Annotated in this window: 16 protein-coding genes; 12 read left to right on the top strand and 4 right to left on the bottom strand. The window is 65.5% G+C overall.

What is annotated here, in order from left to right; translation table 11 throughout:
* The first annotated feature begins 62 nt into the window (after positions 1 to 62).
* The 10 genes from denD to UNPF46_RS09920 all read left to right on the top strand — a co-directional run bounded on the left by denD (position 63) and on the right by UNPF46_RS09920 (position 8576).
* Complete coding sequence (gene denD / locus UNPF46_RS09965; protein ID WP_142249897.1) at positions 63 to 1049, top strand: D-erythronate dehydrogenase; 987 nt, start codon at positions 63 to 65, stop codon at positions 1047 to 1049.
* Between the two features lie 24 nt (positions 1050 to 1073).
* On the top strand, positions 1074 to 2042 hold the full coding sequence (locus tag UNPF46_RS09960; RefSeq protein WP_142249896.1) for a sugar kinase: 969 nt from the start codon (positions 1074 to 1076) through the stop codon (positions 2040 to 2042).
* A 24-nt stretch (positions 2043 to 2066) separates the two neighbouring features.
* Positions 2067 to 2717: a bifunctional 4-hydroxy-2-oxoglutarate aldolase/2-dehydro-3-deoxy-phosphogluconate aldolase gene (gene eda, locus UNPF46_RS09955; RefSeq protein ID WP_100180546.1), complete on the top strand. Its 651-nt coding sequence runs from the start codon at positions 2067 to 2069 to the stop codon at positions 2715 to 2717.
* A 60-nt stretch (positions 2718 to 2777) separates the two neighbouring features.
* Positions 2778 to 3947 (top strand): acetyl-CoA acetyltransferase, encoded by a 1170-nt coding sequence (locus UNPF46_RS09950; RefSeq protein ID WP_100181539.1) that lies wholly within the window; start codon positions 2778 to 2780, stop codon positions 3945 to 3947.
* Between the two features lie 122 nt (positions 3948 to 4069).
* Positions 4070 to 4276 carry a hypothetical protein gene (locus tag UNPF46_RS09945; RefSeq protein ID WP_094974637.1) on the top strand — a complete coding sequence of 69 codons (207 nt, stop codon included), beginning with the start codon at positions 4070 to 4072 and terminating at the stop codon, positions 4274 to 4276.
* Positions 4277 to 4403: 127 nt separating this feature from the next.
* Positions 4404 to 5603 (top strand): CaiB/BaiF CoA transferase family protein, encoded by a 1200-nt coding sequence (locus UNPF46_RS09940; RefSeq protein ID WP_100180547.1) that lies wholly within the window; start codon positions 4404 to 4406, stop codon positions 5601 to 5603.
* 146 nt (positions 5604 to 5749) lie between these two features.
* Positions 5750 to 6886 carry a thiolase family protein gene (locus tag UNPF46_RS09935; RefSeq protein ID WP_142249895.1) on the top strand — a complete coding sequence of 379 codons (1137 nt, stop codon included), beginning with the start codon at positions 5750 to 5752 and terminating at the stop codon, positions 6884 to 6886.
* Entirely contained in the window at positions 6883 to 7242 is a 360-nt protein-coding gene (locus UNPF46_RS09930; RefSeq protein WP_100180549.1) for a Zn-ribbon domain-containing OB-fold protein, read from the top strand. The genes UNPF46_RS09935 and UNPF46_RS09930 overlap by 4 nt, the downstream gene beginning before the upstream one ends.
* Before the next feature lie 475 nt (positions 7243 to 7717).
* Positions 7718 to 8245, top strand: coding sequence for a carboxymuconolactone decarboxylase family protein (locus UNPF46_RS09925; protein ID WP_100180550.1), 528 nt, complete (start codon positions 7718 to 7720; stop codon positions 8243 to 8245).
* A gap of 28 nt (positions 8246 to 8273) precedes the next feature.
* Positions 8274 to 8576 carry a nucleoside triphosphate pyrophosphohydrolase family protein gene (locus tag UNPF46_RS09920; protein WP_174719240.1) on the top strand — a complete coding sequence of 101 codons (303 nt, stop codon included), beginning with the start codon at positions 8274 to 8276 and terminating at the stop codon, positions 8574 to 8576.
* A 7-nt stretch (positions 8577 to 8583) separates the two neighbouring features.
* On the opposite strand, the gene glsA is transcribed toward UNPF46_RS09920, so the two are convergent.
* The 4 genes from glsA to UNPF46_RS09900 all read right to left on the bottom strand — a co-directional run bounded on the left by glsA (position 8584) and on the right by UNPF46_RS09900 (position 14118).
* A complete protein-coding gene (gene glsA / locus UNPF46_RS09915) occupies positions 8584 to 10431 on the bottom strand; it encodes a glutaminase A (RefSeq protein ID WP_142249894.1) in 1848 nt (615 codons plus the stop codon).
* A 21-nt stretch (positions 10432 to 10452) separates the two neighbouring features.
* Positions 10453 to 12525: a TRAP transporter permease gene (locus UNPF46_RS09910; protein WP_181769874.1), complete on the bottom strand. Its 2073-nt coding sequence runs from the start codon at positions 12523 to 12525 to the stop codon at positions 10453 to 10455.
* A 38-nt stretch (positions 12526 to 12563) separates the two neighbouring features.
* Positions 12564 to 13730 (bottom strand): TAXI family TRAP transporter solute-binding subunit, encoded by a 1167-nt coding sequence (locus tag UNPF46_RS09905; RefSeq protein ID WP_142249892.1) that lies wholly within the window; start codon positions 13728 to 13730, stop codon positions 12564 to 12566.
* A gap of 166 nt (positions 13731 to 13896) precedes the next feature.
* Positions 13897 to 14118, bottom strand: a complete 222-nt coding sequence (locus tag UNPF46_RS09900; RefSeq protein WP_142249891.1) for a biotin/lipoyl-containing protein — start codon at positions 14116 to 14118, stop codon at positions 13897 to 13899.
* A gap of 94 nt (positions 14119 to 14212) precedes the next feature.
* Between UNPF46_RS09900 and UNPF46_RS09895 the strand changes: the two genes are divergently transcribed.
* Positions 14213 to 15187 (top strand): IclR family transcriptional regulator, encoded by a 975-nt coding sequence (locus UNPF46_RS09895; protein ID WP_100180556.1) that lies wholly within the window; start codon positions 14213 to 14215, stop codon positions 15185 to 15187.
* Positions 15117 to 16676, top strand: a complete 1560-nt coding sequence (locus UNPF46_RS09890) for an acyl-CoA carboxylase subunit beta (RefSeq protein WP_142249890.1) — start codon at positions 15117 to 15119, stop codon at positions 16674 to 16676. Before UNPF46_RS09895 ends, UNPF46_RS09890 begins: the two co-directional genes overlap by 71 nt.
* Positions 16677 to 16786: the final 110 nt, after the last annotated feature.

The following is a 16786-nucleotide window of genomic DNA, read 5'->3' as shown; positions in this document are numbered from 1 at the left end:
GGCTTGCCATGGGAACGCGCCGGAGGTGGCGCGCTCCGGCCAATAACTGAGGAGTTGAGCTCTTGCACATTCTGGTTCTGGGCGCCGCCGGCATGGTCGGCCGCAAACTCTGTGAACGGCTGCTGCGCGACGGCCGGCTCGGCAAGAGCGACATCACGAAACTGACCATGCACGACGTGGTCGAGCCGAAGAAGCCGGAGAAGGCCGGCTTCCCGGTCGAGACCGTGTCGGGCGATTTCGCAGTCCCTGGCGCGGCCGAGAAGCTGATTGCGGGCCGGCCCGATGTGATCTTCCATCTCGCAGCGATCGTCTCGGGCGAAGCCGAGCTCGATTTCGACAAGGGCTACCGCATCAATCTCGACGGCACGCGGATGCTGCTCGACGCTGTCAGGCTGGCCGGCGGCGGCTACAAGCCCCGTGTGGTGTTCACCTCCTCGATCGCGGTGTTCGGCGCGCCGTTCCCGGATGCGATCGGCGACGAGTTCTTCCATACGCCGCTGCTCAGCTACGGCACGCAGAAGGCGATCGGCGAATTGCTGCTGGCCGACTATTCCCGCCGCGGCTTTCTCGACGGCATCGGCATCCGCCTGCCGACCATCTGCATCCGGCCCGGCCTGCCCAACAAGGCGGCATCGGGCTTCTTCTCCAACATCCTGCGCGAGCCACTGGCCGGCAAGGAGGCGATCCTGCCGGTGTCCGAGGACGTTCGTCACTGGCACGCCACGCCGCGCTCGGCCGTCGGCTTCCTGCTCCATGCCGGCACCATGGATCTCGAAAAGGTCGGCCCGCGCCGCAACCTGACCATGCCGGGCCTGTCGGCGACGGTCGGCGAGCAGATCGCCGCGTTGAAGCGGGTTGCGGGCGAGAAGGTCGCCGCGCGCATCAAGCGGGAGCCCGATCCATTCATCGTCGGCATCGTCGGCGGCTGGCCGCGCAATTTCAACGCCAAGCGGTCGCTCGAGCTCGGCTTCACCACCGCCGAGAAGAACTTCGACGACATCATCCGCATTCACATCGAAGACGAGCTCGGCGGCAATTTCGTCGCCTGATCTCCGGCAGAGCGGGCCCTGGTGATGGCGAGCGTTGCTTGCATCGGCGAATGCATGGTCGAGCTCCGGCAGGCGCAAAGTGGCGCGTCTGCCGGGCAGGGCGGCGGGCTTTACTCGCGCGGCTTCGGCGGCGACACCCTCAACACCGCCGTGTATCTGGCGCGGCTCGAGGTCAAGGTCGACTATCTCACCGCGCTCGGCGACGACGGCCTGAGCGACGAGATGATCGCGGCCTGGACCGCGGAGAACGTCGGCACACGCCGCGTCGCAAGGCTCGCCGGCAAGCTGCCCGGCCTCTACATGATCCAGACGGATGCGAAGGGCGAGCGCCAGTTCTTCCACTGGCGCGACAGCGCGGCGGCGCGGCAGCTGATGAGCCTGCCGGAGACCGACGAGCTGCTCAACTCGCTGATGAGCTACGACGTCGTGTATCTCTCCGCGATCACGCTCTCGATCTACGATGCTGCGGGGCGCGATCGCCTGTTCGCGGCGATCAAGCGGGCGCGCCTGCTCGGCACCCGCTTCGTGTTCGACACCAATTTTCGCGCGCGCGGCTGGCCGAACCGCGACGTCGCCCGCGAGGTCTTTGCCGCGGCCTTTGCGACCGCCGACATCGTGCTGACCTCGACTGAGGATCTGCTCGCGCTCTATCCCGGCGAGAGCCACGATCAGCTGATGGCGCGCATCCCGACCCCGGAACTGGTGTTCCGCCTTGCCGAGCCCGTGAGCCTGCTGCGCTTCCCCGGCGGAACGAGCGAGGTCCGCGCCGAACCCATGACGAACCCCGTCGTCGACACCACGGCGGCCGGCGACAGCTTTGCCGCAGCCTACATCGCCGCCCGGCTTGCCGGTTCCGATCCGGTCGAGGCGGCCCAGGCCGGGCACCGGCTCGCCTCCGTCGTGATCTGCTATGCTGGGGCCATCATTCCGGGCTATGCCATGCCGCCGAAGAAACGGCATCGGCCGGCGGCCTCTCGCCAGGGGACCAAGTAGACGCGACCAAATGAATCGAGACCCATGACCACGACCGCCCAACAGAACCACCTCGTCGCGCTGTTCAAGGCCGCGACCGTCATTCCCGTCCTCACCATCGAGCGGATCCAGGATGCCGTGCCGCTGGCGAAAGCGCTGGTTGCCGGCGGTATCCGCACGCTGGAGGTGACCATGCGCACCCCTGTCGCGATCGAGGCGGCGAGGGCGATGATGGCCGAGGTGCCGGAGGCGGTCGTCGGCATCGGCACGATTCTCAATCCCGCCGACTTCGTCCGCGTCGAGAAGCTCGGGGTCGCGTTCGGCATCAGCCCGGGCCTGACCCCCGATCTCCTCAAGGCCGCCACCGACAGCTCCCTGCCGTTCGCACCAGGCATCGCCACGGCGTCCGAGCTGATGATGGCGCTGTCCTACGGCTTCGACGTCGCAAAATTCTTCCCGGCCGAGCAGGCCGGCGGCCTCAAGGGCCTGCGCGCCCTCGGCGGGCCGTTCCCGAACGTGCGGTTTTGCCCGACCGGCGGCATCAGTGAGGCCAATGCGGCAACCTGGCTCGCCGAACCCAATGTGGTCGCGGTCGGCGGTTCCTGGCTGTGCCCGGCGGCAGAGATCAAGGCCGGGAACTGGGCCGGCATAACTGCCATCTGCCAGCGCACGCTTCAGGCCCTGAAAGCCGCGTGAAGTCTTGCCATCCCTGGGCTAAGACTTAGCTCAGGAAAAGACCCCCAGGGAGACATGACCATGACCGCCAGCATCGTCGGATGGGCGCATACGCCGTTCGGCAAGTTTGACACCGAAACCGTCGAAAGTCTCGTCGTGCGCGTCGCCAATGAGGCGCTGGCGGATGCCGGCATTTCGGCCGGCGATGTCGACGAGATCGTGCTCGGCCATTTCAACGCCGGCTTCTCGCCGCAGGATTTTACCGCCTCCCTGGTGCTCCAGGCCGATCCGAAGCTGCGCTTCAAGCCCGCGACCCGGGTCGAGAACGCCTGTGCCACCGGCTCTGCCGCCGTGCATCAGGGCTTGCGCGCGATCGCCGCGGGCGCGGCCAAGATCGTGCTGGTGGTCGGCGTCGAGCAGATGACCCGCACCCCGGGGCCCGAGATCGGCAAGAACCTGCTCAAGGCCTCCTACCTGCCCGAGGACGGCGACACTGTCGGCGGCTTCGCCGGTGTGTTCGGCAAGATCGCCAGCTCCTACTTCCAGAAGTACGGCGACCAGTCCGATGCGCTGGCGCTGATCGCGGCCAAGAACCACAAGAACGGCGTCGCCAACCCCTTCGCCCAGATGCGCAAGGATTTCGGCTTCGACTTCTGCCGCGCCGAGAGCGAGAAGAACCCTTACGTCGCCGGCCCCCTGAAGCGCACCGACTGCTCGCTGGTCTCCGACGGCGCCGCGGCGCTGATTTTGGCCGATGCCGAAACCGCCAAGACCATGAGCAAGTCGATCGGCTTCCGCGCCACAGCGCATGCCCAGGACTTCCTGCCGATGTCCAAGCGCGACATCCTCCAGTTCGAGGGCTGCACCGTCGCCTGGCAGCGCGCGCTGGAGCAGGCGGGTGTGACGCTGTCCGATCTGTCCTTCGTCGAGACCCATGACTGCTTCACGGTGGCCGAGCTGATCGAGTACGAAGCGATGGGCCTGACCCCGAGGGGGCAGGGCGCCCGCGCCATCAAGGAAGGCTGGACGCTCAAGGACGGCAAGCTGCCGGTCAATCCGTCCGGCGGCCTCAAGGCCAAGGGCCATCCGATCGGCGCCACCGGCGTTTCCATGCATGTGATGACCGCGATGCAGCTCGCCGGCCAGGCGCCCGAGGGCATGCAGCTCAAGAATGCCAAGCTCGGCGGCATCTTCAACATGGGCGGTGCTGCGGTTGCGAACTACGTCTCGGTGCTGGAGCCGTTGAAGTAGGCCTTGTAGAGTGGGCAAAGGCGCGAAGGTGCCGTGCCCACCATCTTCCTTGCGTTAGATCATGGTGGGCCTGCCTTGCTTGGCCCACCTTAACGCTCCTGATTGATTGGCGGAAAAGCATCATGAGCACTGACTACGAAGACTCGCTGTCGATGGACGCACTCAACGATCGTATTGCGATCCTCGAGGACAATATCCGCCAGCTCATCGAGCAGGCCGCGGCTGCTTCGGGCGAGCAGAGTGAGTCGCGTATCGCCGACCGGATCAGCCAGCAGAACGAAGAGCTCGACCGGCTCCTCAAGATCCGCGAATCCCGCCAGAAGAAATAGCGGCCGATATCGCCGCGCGGCGCATGCGGCCATACCCCGGCCGCCCTTGCGCACGCGGCGTCACTGCCCTTAGCTGGACCGAAATCGCGGGGCCGCGCCTTGGCGCCTGCGCAATCGGGAGCGAACGATGGGGCCGCTGAAGGGCATCAAGGTCATCGACATGACCACCGTGCTGATGGGGCCCTACGCGACCCAGATGCTCGGCGATTACGGTGCAGATGTCATCAAGGTGGAATCGCTCGACGGAGACGTCACCCGCCTGATCGGCCCGATGCGCCATGCCGGCATGGGCCCGGTGTTCCTCAACACCAACCGCAGCAAGCGCTCGATCTGCCTCGACCTGAAGAAGCCCTCGGGGCGCGAAGCCGTGCTGCGGCTTCTGATGGATGCGGACGTGCTGGTCTACAACGTCCGTCCGCAGGCGATGGCGCGGCTGCAACTCGGCTATGACGTCGTCTCCAAGATCAATCCGCGCCTCGTCTATGCCGGCGTGTTCGGCTTCGGCCAGGACGGGCCCTATGCCGCAAAGCCCGCCTACGACGATCTGATCCAGGGCGCCACCGCGCTGCCGGCGCTCATGGCGCAGACTGGCGACGGCGTGCCGCGCTACGTGCCGAATGCGCTGGTCGACCGCATCGTCGGCCTCACCGCGGTTGGGGCGATCTGCGCCAGCCTCGTACATCGCGACCGCACCGGGCGCGGCCAGCGGGTCGACATCCCGATGTTCGAGACCATGGCCGGCTTCGTCATGGGCGACCACATGGGTGGGCTCACCTACGAGCCGCCGCTCGACAAGGGCGGCTATGCCCGCCACCTCTCGCGCGACCGCAGGCCCTACAAGACCTCGGACGGCTATCTCAGCGTCATCGTCTACAACGACAAGCAGTGGGAGAATTTCTTCAAGGCGACTAGCCGCGACGATCTGCGCGCGGATCCGAAGTTCGCCACCTTCGCCGGCCGCGCCGCCAATATCGACGTCGTCTATGCCGAACTCGCGCGCATCTTCGAGACGCGCACCACGGCGGAGTGGATCGATCTGCTGACGAAGGCCGACGTGCCCGTGATGCCGATGCATGATTTGCAGGGTGTGCTCCACGACGACCATCTGGAAGCGACGAACTTCTTCCCGGTCGTCAACCATCCGACCGAAGGCCCGATCCGCAGCATGAAGGTGACGGCGACGTGGTCGGAGACGGAGGCCGAGCCGGTGCGGCTGGCCCCGCGTCTCAACGAGCACGGCGCCGAGATTCTGCGCGAGATCGGATACTCCACAGACGAGATCGCCGCCATGGTCCGCGACGGCGTCACGCGATCAGTGCCGGAGTAGGGGATGACAATAGCTCTCTCATCCGTCATTCCGGGGCGCGCCCGCTTGGGCGCGAGCCCGGAATCCATTCCTCCTCCGCAGATGCCGCTCGATGGCTTCCGGGCTCGGCCCTTTGGGCCGCCCCGGAATGACGGGGAGGAGAGAACATGAGCTTCATCACCGGCGTCGGCCTCACGTCGTTCGGCAAGCACGAAGGTTCATCGTCGCTCGACCTGATGAGCAAGGCCGCGCAAGCCGCGCTCGACGACGCCGGGCTCAAGCGGTCGGACATCGACGGCATCCTCTGCGGCTACTCCACGGTCTCGCCGCACATCATGCTCGCCACCGTCTTCGCCGAGCACTTTGGCATCCGGCCTGCCTACGCCCACGCCGTGCAGGTCGGCGGCGCCACGGGGCTCGCGATGACCATGCTCGCCCATCACCTCGTTGACGCGGGCGTCTGCCGCAACGTCCTCGTCGTCGCCGGCGAGAACCGCCTCACCGGGCAGAGCCGCGATGCCTCGATCCAGGCGCTGGCGCAGGTCGGCCATCCCGATTACGAGGTGCCGCTGGGCCCGACCATTCCCGCCTATTACGGTCTCGTCGCCACGCGCTACATGCACGAATACGGCGTGACCGAAGAAGATCTTGCCGAGTTCGCCGTGCTGATGCGCGCCCATGCCTGCACCCATCCCGGCGCGCAATTCCACGATCCCATCACGGTCGCCGACGTCATGGCCTCGAAGCCGGTCGCAATGCCGCTCAAGCTGCTCGATTGCTGCCCGGTCTCCGATGGCGGCGCCGCCTTCGTCATCAGCCGCGAGCGGACCGGTGAGACCGGCGTGCGCATTCGCGGCTGCGCACAGGCGCACACCCATCAGCATGTCACGGCCGCACCAAGCTTGAGCGAGCTCGGTGCGGAGATCTCGATCGCGCGCGCCAAGGAGGCGACCGGCCTTGCGATCTCCGACGTGCGCTACGCCGCGATCTACGACAGCTTCACCATCACGCTCGCGATGCTGCTGGAAGACCTCGGACTCGCCGGTCGCGGCGAGGCGGCCGCGCGGGTGCGATCAGGCCATTTCAGCCGCGACGGCGCCATGCCGCTGAACACCCATGGCGGGCTGCTCAGCTACGGCCATTGCGGCGTCGGCGGCGCGATGGCGCATCTGGTCGAGGCGCATTTGCAGATGACGGGGCGGGCGGCGAACAGACAGGTCCGCGATGCCTCCATCGCGCTGCTGCATGGCGACGGCGGCGTGCTGTCGTCCCACGTGAGCATGTTCCTGGAGCGGGTGCGATGAGCGAGCGTCTGGCCGACTGGACCAAGGGCAACGAGGCCATCACCTACCAGACCTGCACCGCGTGCGGACACGTGCAGTATTTCCACCGCGCCTTCTGCTCGGCCTGCGGCGAATCGGACCCGCGCGAGCAGCGCGCGAGCGGCAAGGGCAAGGTCTACGCCACCTCGCTGGTCTGCCGCGCCGCCACGCCCGAGACACGGGCGCACGTGCCCTACAACATCCTGCTGGTCGATTGCGCGGAAGGGTTTCGCATGATGGCCCACGGCGGGAACGATCTCGTCATCGGCGATTCGGTTGTCGTGAGCTTCAAGCCGTTTGCGGGAAAGCTTGTGCCGTTCTTCACGAGGGAAACGTAACGGGATTCGTCATTCGGGGGCGGTCGTAGGACCGAGCCTGGAACGGGTATTCTGGGCCTGGCCTGTGCGAGGGCCACCCCGGAATGACGAAAACTCTGAAACTCAACGCCCGTAGAACAAGATGCTGGCGATGACGAGCATCGCCGTCACCGCCAGCATATGCGCGAGCGCTCCCGAGGCCGCCCCCTTGGTGGCTTCCTTCATGCCGTTTTCTCCCTAGACTTGGGCGTGACTCGTCAATGCGCGGCTAGCGCACTCGACGGCCAATTGTTTTTACTCGGAACACCCCTTGCGAGTATCCGCCGCGATTTGTCCCCACGCAGCGAATATCGACTGTCCCAAGGTCGATCAGCAATGCGGCGGCAATTTGACTCCTTGATGTTGCTCCTGCGTTCGTGCGCGAATAGAGTTTTTGGGAACCTATCCCGGCAACGACAATGAGCATCAAAGGCTCAGGAAAAACTTCAGGAAAATCATGGCCCGCATCGATTACAGCGACCCGTCCAAGGCATCCGACCGCACCCGCGAAATTCTCGACAAGAACCGCAACGCCAACATCTTCCGCATGATGGCGCACTCGCCGAGCTATTTCGAGCAGTACTGCCGCTTGGGCGGTGCGATCCGCCACAAGGGCGAGCTCGATCCGATCGTGCGCGAGCTTGCGATCACGCGCACCGGAATCTTGTGCGAGGCGCCGTACGAGATCGTCGCGCACAAGCGCATCGGCAAGAATGTCGGCGTCACCGACGCGCAGAACGAGGCGCTCGAGAACTGGCAGGCCGCGACGTGCTTCAACGAGGTGCAGCGCGCAGCGCTCGCGTTCACCGACGAGATCGTGAAGCTGAATAAGCCGACGGATGCGACCTTCAAGGCGATCGCGTCGAAGCTGACACCGGCCGCGCTGGTCGAGCTCCAGCTCTCGGTCGGCTTCTACATCATGACCTCGAAGTTCCTGGAGACGTTCGAGATCGACCTCCAGCCCGTCACGGAAGTGGTGGGCTGATCCAAGGCTTGGCTTGCGAGGGATGCTCATGACGATCGATGAATACGCGGCCTGGGCCGCAACCATTGCCAAGGTCGATGAGCATCCGACCAACGAGCGGCTGTCCTATCTCGGCCTCGGACTCGCCGGCGAAGCTGGCGAAGTCGCCGAGCACATCAAGAAGCTCTTGCGCGACGATTGGCTCGACAAGGCGGGTCTCGTCGAAGAGCTCGGCGATGTCGTCTACTACTGGGCCTGCCTGTGCGCCGCCACCGGCCAGCAACCATCGGCGCTGCTCGACGCCAGTGCCGCCAAGATCAGGCGACGCATCAGCGAGGCGGCGAGCCGGTAGGCTGAGTTTACGTCGACGTCAGGATATCCACCTTCGCGTTGGCGACGATCAGGCGGTCGGCGAGGAGCTGCGCCAGGTTGCGCATGACGCGCTCGCTGGCGCGCGGATGCTGCTTGCGGAAGCGCTCGAAATCCTTCAGCGGAACCTCGAACGCGGTCGCCGCCATGTCTGCGAACACGTCGGCCGAGCGCGTCGGCTCCAGCAGCGCCATTTCGCCAAAGGCCATGCCGGCGGTGAGCGTTGCCAGGCGCACGCCGTCGGGCAAGGTGACGTGCACCGCGCCGCTGCGCAGGAAGAACAGGGCGTCGGCGGGATCGCCGCTGGTGAGGATCTTCTCGCCGGACCGAAAGGTCCTGATCGTGCAGATCGAGGCGAGGTCGGTCAGCTCTTCCTCGCTCATGCCCTCGAGCAGCGGTTGCTCGGCAAGCTCGGTGGTCTCGTGAAAGTCGATCGAGCCGCCATAGCGGTAGACGATCTGGTCTTCGGCCCATTCGATCGCGGTGTCGAGCAGATAGAAGTCGCGGACGTTCTTCAGCTCGGCGGTCCATTCCCGCAAGGAGTCCCATTCCTTGGAGGCGCGCCTGACGCCTGAAATCACGACGGTGACATTCAGCGCCGCGAGCTCCTCGAACGCTTCGGCGATCAGCCGGGCGCCTGCGCGGGTGGTGGAGGTGACGCGGTGCAGGTCGAACACGACGATTTGCGGCCGCGGCCGTCCGGCCAGCCGCCGTGAGACGTAGTCCACTGCCGACAGCGACAACGTTCCGACCAGCTCGATGACCCGCACCTCCTGCTCGTGCACGGCCAAAATCTCCCGTTCCTGCGGCCGGCGCACGCGGCGCGACGGGCTCCTGCCGATGTCGTAATCGGCGATGACGGCGTTGCGGGCATCGTCGCTGCGGTTGAGCATGTGCAGGTCGTAATGCGAGGACAGCGCCTCGCAGACCTTGATGCCGCGCACGCTGTTACCGTGCTTGTCGAGCCTCGGCGAATAGCTGCCGAGCCCAAGCCGGGCAGGGAGTGCGGCCAGAATGCCGCCGCCGACACCGCTCTTGGCGGGAATGCCGATCCGGTAGATCCATTCGCCGGCATAGTCGTACATGCCCGACGAGGTCATCACCGAGAGGGTGCGCGAGATCGCGTAAGGCGTCAGCACCTGCTCGCCGGTGACCGGATTGACGCCGCGATTGGCGAGCGTCGCCGCCATCACTGCGATGTCGCGCGCGGTGACCAGCACGGCGCATTGCCGGAAATAGACGTCGAGCACGGCCGCGACGTTGTCCGAGATCACCGCGTTGGTCTTGAGCAGATAGCCGATGGCGCGGTTGCGGTCGCCGGTCTGGCTTTCGGACGCATAGACGGCCTCGTCCACGGCAAGGTCGCGTCCGGCAAAGCGGCTGAGCGCGAGGCGGATCTGCTCGAAGGCTTCCGCACCCTTGCTGTCGTAGATCAGCCCGGTGCAGGCGATCGCGCCGGCATTGACCATCGGGTTGAACGGATGGTTCTCGGCGTTGAGCCGGATGGAATTGAAGGGATCGCCTGATGGTTCGACGCCGATCGCGCTCTCGACTTTGCCTGCGCCGAGGAGGTCCAGCGCCAGCGCAAACACGAACGGCTTCGACATCGACTGGATGGTGAAGGGTACCCTGGAATCGCCGACCTCGTAGACGTGGCCGTCCAGTGTCGCGAGGCTGATGCCAAAATAGGCAGGATCGGCCTTGCTCAGCTCCGGGATGTAGTCTGCGACGTGGCCCGACGTCTCGGCCGAGAACTCGTTCAGGCAATTGTCCAGAAACCGCAGCAAGGGCGGTTTCGAACGGGTCCAGGCGGCGGCGAGAGGCGAGAGCGGTGTCATCGCCTCACTTGTGCAACGCAATCAGGGGACGCGCAACCCATCCGGCATCACAGGCTGGCGTCGGATCAGCAGAAGCGCGATCAAGATCGTCGGCAGGAGGATCCCAAGGCCGAGCAGCGTCACCTGCATCTGCGACAGCGGCATGATTCCGCCGCCGGGCGTCGCCACCACGAAGCCGCCGATCACCAGCAGCACGCGGATCGGCCATTCCAGGCTGCCTGTGCCGCGCAGGTCGCCGACGAAGGGCTGGTAGCCCTGAATGCCGCCGCAGATGAACAGCGTGCCGAACGCGGCCAGCCCCATCAGGCCGAGGCCGGCGAAATAGGGGCTCGGCCCTTGCAGCACCAGCGCCGGATTGAGCACGAAGAAGAACGGGATGAAGTAGATGATGCTGCCGACCCACATCGATTCCCAGCCGGTCTTCATCGCCGGCGAGCCGGCGATGCCTGCGGCGGCGAAGGAGGCGATCGCCACCGGCGGCGTGATCGACGACAGCATGCCCCAATAGAAGATGAACATGTGCACCGCCATCCTGTTCAGCCCGAGCTTTTCCAGCGCGGGCGCGACCAGGATGGCGAGGAAGATGTAGCAGGCCGTCGTCGTCAGCCCGAGGCCGAGGATCAGGCTGGTTAGGGCGCACATGCCGAGCAGCAGGAACGGATTGTCGCCGGCGATGTGCAGCAGGTCGTTGGCGAGGCTCGACACCACGCCGGTCATCGAGAACGCGCCGATCAGCAGGCCGCAGCCGGCGAGGATGCCGACCAGCTCGACGAAGGTGCGGCCGTTCACTTCCAGGAACTTGCCGATCGTTGCCAACGTCCAGCGCGTGTCCTTGGAGAAGAGCTGGTTGAGCACCAGGAGCAGTGCGGTGGCGTAGAACGGCGCGTGGCTCTCGCGCTTGAAGTAGAGCAGCATCACGATCAGCAGCGCGATGACGAAGACGTAATACCAGCCGTCCTTGATCGTATCCATGACGCGCGGCAGCTCGGCGCGCGGAATGCCCTTCAGCCCGTGACGCGCGGCGTAGGAGTCCACTTGCATGAACAGGCCGACATAATAGAGCGCAGCCGGAATGATCGCGGCGAGCGCGACGTCGGCGTAGCTGACGTTGAGGAACTGCGCGATCACGAAGGCCGTGGCCCCCATCACCGGGGGTGCCAGCACGGCGCCGGTCGAGGCGCAGGCCTCGATCGCGCCGGCATAGGAGGCGCGAAAACCGCTCTTCTTCATGACGGGGATGGTCATGGTGCCGGCCGTCAGCACGTTGGAGATGATCGAGCCCGACATCATGCCGAGCAGGCCGCTGGCGAAGATGCAGACCTTCGCCGCGCCGCCGCGGAAGGTGCCGCACAGCGCGAAGGCGAGGTTGATGAAGAACTTGCCGGCACCGGTCATCATCAGCGCGGTGCCGAACACCAGGAACCCGATCACGGTGTCGGCAAAGGCCTGGATCGGTATGCCGAGCAGGCTTTCGCCCGACAGCACGTGATAGGCGGTCGCCTGTTCCAGCGTCGATTGCGTGCCGCGGAACGGCCCGAGCCAGCCGGCCTCCGCGAACAGCGGATAGACGGTGAAGGGGAGCACGCTGAGCAGCAGGCTCCAGCCGCCGGTGCGGCGCAGCGCCTCCATCAGCATTACCCACATGACGAGGCCCGCCGCGATCACGTTGTTCGGCGCGCCACCGAATTCCCAGCCGGCCTCGGCAGCCTTCCGTACGTTCGACATCAACAGCAGCGCCGCGGCGAAGGTCACGACGAACAGGACGAGGTCGTACCAGGGAATCCGGTCGAGTGGCGCGCTCTCGGTGCCGGGGAAGATCAGGAAGGTGAACGGCAGCATCAGCGCGATCAGGAGATAGAAATACTCCGTGTTGAGCTGGGTATAGCCGATGAAGAATCGTAGCGAGAATTGCTGGTTGATGCAGAGCAGGATGGTCGCAGCGGTCGCGGCCACCAGCAGCCAGCGCCAGGCGCCGCGAAGCGCGCGCACGCGCGTGACCTCGGCCTCCTGCATGTTGCCGGCGGCGCCATGCGGGTCGTCGAACACGACCCGCATGGGCTCGTCTTGCGGGGTGGTGGCAGTGGAAGCAGACATCAGATGGACCCCGCGCGTGGGCTATTCAACGCTTTGGACTATTCCTCAAACCCGTTCGGCATGTCGGCCTTCGCGAGCGCCGCTGCGCGCGCCTTCATCCAGCCGTCGAGGAACGCCTTGTCGTCCGACGGCGGATTGGACTTGCCGTACTCCGTCCATGCGGTGCCGAGCACCTCTTGCCGCTTGATCAGCTTGGTGTTGTGCGCCTCCTGCGCATCGCTCCATTGCCCGGCTTCCTTCAGTGCTTTCACCGCTCCGGGATGCACGGGCACCACCCAGTTCTTGGTCTGGCGGTCGGCTGCAAGCCCGCCCGCGCCGGGCGCGGAGTCCTTATAGGCGTCGTAGTTGACGATCATCGCCTTGGTCATCGCATAGACCTGGTCGGCCGGTTGCGAGGCGTACGTAACGAAGATCGGGTAGGGGTAGTTGCCGAGCTCGACCGGCTTTTCCGGCGAGATGCCGGCGCCGCAGGTGGCGACCTGCGGGAAGAAGAACGAGCCGACCTTCTGCATCCGCGCCCAGCCCTCTTTGTCCTTGGCCGGCAGTGGCGGCCAGATCAGGCCGCGCGGCGAGGTCTCGGCTTCCTTGGCGGGGCCGGTGATCGTGGTGCCGAAGGCGGCATCGACGTCGTTGTTGATCAGGCCCTTCCACATCGCGCCGTAGCTCGCGAATTCGACGGCCTTGACGTCCTTCTGCGTCAGCCCGGCGAAGGCGAGCACTGCGAGCGAGTTCTGGTTCAGCGCGGGCGAGCCGACCACGAAGCCGACACGCTTGCCCTTGAGATCCTTCAGCTCCTTCACGCCGGTGTCGGCGGCAACGCCAAGCGAGCCGCAGTTGCAGTCGACGGTCGAGAGCATGATCTGGAGCGGCTGCGGGCCCCACTCCCTGGCCCCGAATTCGAACACGCCTTCCTGCGCGAAGTAGGTGCCCGATCCCATCGCCGAGGATGCCGCGCGTTTGGAACGCAACGGCGCGAGGCGGGCGACGTCGTTGCCTGCGGGGAGCACGCGCACGTCGGTGCCAAACTTGTCCTTCATCATCTTGCCGACGCCGACGGCGATGTTGAAGCCGGCGGTGCCGGTGTCATAGGCGGTGAAGGTCAACGTCGCCGGTAGCTTGATGTCTTCGGCGGATGCATAGCGTGTAGACGCAAAAGAAATGCCCGCAACCAAGGCAGGCGCGAGCATGAACAGCCCACGAAGCATGTTTCCCTCCAATGATCCTCGCTTTGCTGCGAGGGTTTTCTTTCTTTGTTTGAAACAACGTTTTGTTTGCAAGAGATCATGTCATCGCCATCAAGCGATGGCAACGCCGTACCGCGCATGCAGGAATGAGGCTGACAGATTGTCGCGGAAATGACGGAGGATGCAGTCAGTTCGCGACAATCGCGATCGCCTGTCCCTCCGCAACGACGTCGTCGAGCTTCACCAGAAGTGATGTGATCGTGCCGCCCGCTGGCGATGGCACCGGTATCTCCATCTTCATGGCTTCGACCACCACAACGTCGTCGCCATCGTCGACGGTTCCTCCAACTTGCACGGGAGTTGCGCAGATGCGTCCGGCGACCTCCGTGACGATCTTAATTTCTGGCATGCCATCGCCTTTTTGTTGTCGTCGCAAAATGCCTGAGGTAGCGTCGTCTGCAAGTGGAATTTAATTCCGCACAGCGGAACAGACGGTAGGGAACATGGGACGACGATCCGAGCGGTTGAGTAGGCAGGGCGTGCTCGCTGGCGATGCCGGTGAGGGAGATGTCATTCAGGTGGTGTCGCGCGCGTTCGACGTGTTGCGATGCTTCGAGGGCCACGACAGCAGGCTCGGCAATCTCGAGATTTCCAATCGCTGCGGCCTGCCGCGTTCGACGGTGTCGCGGCTCACGCACACGCTGACGCGCATGGGCCAACTGGTCTATCTGCCGCGCGACCAGAAGTATCGCATCGGTCCGAGCGCGGTGGCGATGAGCGCTTCGATGATGAAGGGCGCGCAGCTGCGCAGCATGATCCGCCAGCGGCTGCAGGAAGTCGCCGAGCAACTTCCGGGCACGGTCGGCTTCGTCGTTCCCGATCGCTTCCATCTCGTCTATCTCCAGTTCGCGCGCTCGGCTTCCGCGCTCGGCCTGCACGAGGGCACCGGCAGCCGCATTTCGATGGCCTCGACTGCGGCGGGCGCGGCCTACACGGCGGCGCTGGCGCCCGAAATCGGCGATGCCTTCATCAACGACATGGAGCGGGAAGCGCCCGAGGCTGCGAAGATCCTGCGGCCCCGCATCGAAGCCAACCGGCAGTCGCTGCGCGAGCGCGGCTATGTCACGGCCTGTGGCCTGTGGAGCCCGCACATCAACGGGCTCGCGGTGCCGATCTGGTCACCGCAGTACCAGACCTTCGTCGTCATCACGATCGGCCTTCTGTCGGCGATGTATGACGAGCAGCGTCTGCATGACGAAGTTGCTCCGCCGATGCTCGCGCTCGGCCGCTCGCTCGGCAGCCTGATGGAGGGTGCGGAAAGCGATGCCTTCGCCAATCGCATCTCGCGTAAACCGGTCGCAATGGCCGTGCATAACAATAACAAGCCGATCAATTCGGAGGGAGTGAATGAACTGGAAGCCGGAACTCGACGAGCTCGCCCGGCGCGAAGCCTTCGCGCGGGAGATGGGCGGCGTTGACAAGGTCAAGCGACAGCATGACCAGGGCCGGCTGACTGTTCGGGAGCGTATCGACAAGCTGATCGACAAGGGCAGCTTTCACGAGATCGGTGCCGTCTCCGGCATCGGTGAGTACGATCCCAGCGGCGATCTGAAGAAATTGACGCCGGCGAACTGCGTGTTCGGCCGCGCCCGCGTCGACGGCCGCACCGTCGTGGTCGTCGGCGACGATTTCACGGTGCGCGGCGGCTCGGCGGATGCGTCGATCTCGGCAAAGCCCCTGATGGCGGAGGAGATGGCGCACGACTTCCGCCTGCCCATCGTCCGCATCATCGAAGGCTCCGGCGGCGGCGGCTCGGTGAAGACGATCGAGACCAAGGGCGCGGCCAATCTGCCCGGCGGCATTGGCGGTACGCGCTGGTATCGCTTCACGACCGAGAATTTGTCGCGGGTGCCTGTGGTCGCGCTCGGCCTCGGTTCGGTCGCGGGCCTCGGTGCCGCGCGCCTTGCTGCCAGCCACTATTCGATCATGACCCGGAAGTCCGCGATGTTCGTTGCAGGGCCGCCGGTGGTGAAGGCGCTCGGGCAGGACCTCTCCAAGGAGGAGCTCGGCGGCGCCGACATCCAGACCCGCGCCGGCGCGGTCGATCATGCCGTCGACACCGAGGAAGAGGCCTTTGCCTGCGCGCGGCGGTTCCTGTCCTACCTGCCGTCGTCGGTTTACGAGCTGCCGCCGACCTTGCCCTGCACCGACAATCCCGAACGCGGCGACGAGGCGCTGATGAGCGCGGTGCCGCGCAACCGCAAGCAGGTCTACAAGGTGCGCCCGATCGTCGAATCGGTCGTCGACAAGGGTTCGTTCTTCGAGGTCGGCAAGAATTTCGGCAAGCCGGTCATCGTCGGCCTCGCGCGGCTCGAGGGCAGGGCGGTGATGGTGCTCGCCAGCGACAGCTTCCACTATGGCGGCTCGTGGACCGCGGATGCCTGCCAGAAGGTGGTGCGCTGGGTCGACTTCGCCGAGACCTTCCACCTGCCGATCGTCTATCTCATGGACTGCCCCGGCTTCATGATCGGCCTCGATGCCGAGAAGGCGGCGACCATCCGCCACGGCGTCCGCGTCATGGCCGCGGTCAACCAGACCACCGTGCCCTGGTGCACGGTGATCCTGCGCAACGCGTTCGGTGTCGCCGGTGTCGTGCATCAGCCGGCCGACCGCTTCTCGATCCGCTACGCCTGGCCGTCGGCCTATTGGGGCTCGCTGCCGCTCGAAGGCGGAATCGAGGCCGCCTACCGCGCCGACATCGACGCGGCCGAGGACAAGGCAGCCAAGCTGGAGGAGATCCAGGAGCGCCTCAACAAGCTGCGCTCGCCGTTCCGCTCGGCCGAAAAGTTCTGGGTCGAGGAGATCATCGATCCCCGCAAGACGCGCTCGTTGCTGTGCGAGTTCGCGCGTCTGGCGGAGCCGCTGCGCAAGGCGGGGCCGCCGGGGAATTTTTCGATCAGGCCCTAGCATCCCTGTGCCAAGCCGTGATGCTCGTGCCCCGGACGCAGCGCAGCGCTGCCGGCGATGCGAAGCATGGTCCGGCGGTGGTGCCCTGCAGAGCCGGGGCCCATGCCACA

This window comes from Bradyrhizobium sp. UNPF46, assembly GCF_006658625.1.
GTDB classification, from domain to species: Bacteria; Pseudomonadota; Alphaproteobacteria; order Rhizobiales; family Xanthobacteraceae; genus Bradyrhizobium; species Bradyrhizobium nitroreducens.
This window is presented reverse-complemented; position numbering and strand designations above follow the sequence as displayed.